Here is a 1,756-nt window from a genome sequence, read left to right as displayed (position 1 = left end):
GGCGACGGCGCCGGCGGCGGGTCCGGCGGGTTCGGAGCCACGGCGTCCCACTCCGGACTCGGCAACGCTACCGGGGGCCATGGTGGCGACGGTGGCACCGGAACGACGTCCGGCGGCGGATCGGGCGGTAGCGGCGGTTCCGCCAACATCTTCAACGGCGCCTCGCCCGGGACCGCCTCCGCGGGCAGCGGTGGGAACGGCGGCAGCGGTGCCACCAACGGAGGCAACGGCGGTAATGGCGGTGGGGTGACCACCTTCGGACTCGGCGCCGTTTCCGCCGGCGCTGCCGGCGATGGTGGCGCCGGGGCGAGCGGCCTCGGCGGATCCGGCGGCGGCGGCGGTAATGCGAGCGTCAGCAACATCGCCAATGGGCATGACGTCATCGCAACGGCAGGGGGCAAGGGCGGCAATGGCGCCGGCGGCGGTTCGGGCGGTAACGGCGGTTCGGCGTTCAGTAACGGCGGCGGCAGCGTCACCGGCGGCACGGGCGCTCGGGGTGGCAGCGGTGTCAGTTTGGGCGGCGGGTCCGGCGGGTCCGGCGGTGATGCGCGAATCAATAGCAGCGCCTCCACCGCGACGGCTACCGCCGGTGGCGGCGGGACCGGCGGCGACGGCGCCAGCGGTGGATTCGGAGGGAAGGGCGGCGAGGCGTCCACTACCGGACTCGGCAGCGTCACCGCCGGCGCCGGCGGCAATGGGGGCACCGGGACCAGCGCCGCTGGCGGGTCCGGCGGCGGCGGCGGTTCCGCGGATATCACCAACAGCATCTCCACGGCGACCGGTACCGCCGGCGCCGGCGGAAAAGGTGGCGACGGCACCAGCGGCGGGTCCGGCGGCAACGGCGGTGCGGCGACCACCTCCGGACTTGGCAATGTCGCCAGCGGCACGGGCGGCGACGGCGGCGTCGGGACCAGCTCCAAGGGCGGGTCCGGCGGGTCCGGCGGTTCGGTGTTCATCAGTAACAGCGCTGCCACGGGAAGCGGCATCGCCGGCAGCGGCGGGAAGGGCGGCGCGGGGGCCGACGGCGGGACCGGCGGGTTCGGCGGTTCGGTGGTCACCTCCGGAAACGGCAATGTCACCGGTGGTGCTGGTGGCGATGGTGGCGCCGGGGCATCGGGCGGCGGGTCCGGCGGAGGCGGCGGCGCGGTGTTCGGTTCCGGGGGCGGCAACGTCACGGCCGGCGATGGCGGCGATGGCGGCAGCGGGACCGCCGCCGGCGGAGGCAAAGGGGGGTCTGGCGGTTCGGCGAGCATATCGAGCGGCGCCTCGAAGGGAACTGCCATCGCCGGCCGCGGCGGCACGGGGGGTGACGGAGCCAGCGGCGGGTTCGGCGGTAACGGCGGTTCAGCAGACAACGCAGGAAGCGGCGACGCGACCAGCGGAGACGGCGGCGCCGGTGGCGCCGGGGCAACCACCGGCGGGTTTGGCGGGTCCGGGGGCAACGCGAGCGCAACGGGACTCGGCAACGCCACCGGCGGCGCCGGCGGCGATGGCGGCGTCGGGACCACGGCCGGTGGGGGGTCCGGCGGATCCGGTGGTGATGCGGTGATCAATAACAGCTCCTCGACAGGGACCGCCATCGCCGGCAGCGGCGGGCGAGGAGGTGACGGCGCCAGCGGCGGCTTCGGCGGCAAGGGCGGGTCGGCGCTCACCTTCGGATTCGGCGACGTTACCGCCGGTGTCGGCGGCGATGGCGGCACTGGGACCACCTCGGCCGGTGGATCCGGCGGGGACGGCGGTTTTGCCCGTGTCGCCA

The 1,756-nt window shown here is 75.6% G+C and carries 1 pseudogene; it reads left to right on the top strand.

The features are described from left to right. Positions 1 to 1,756 (top strand): annotated as a pseudogene (locus F0Q45_RS28215) (PE family protein); the annotation flags it as partial.

The organism is Mycobacterium simiae (genome assembly GCF_008370645.1).
Classification (GTDB): domain Bacteria; phylum Actinomycetota; class Actinomycetes; order Mycobacteriales; family Mycobacteriaceae; genus Mycobacterium; species Mycobacterium simiae_A.
Note: the sequence above shows the minus strand (reverse complement) of the source record. Positions and strands in the feature narration are given on the sequence as shown.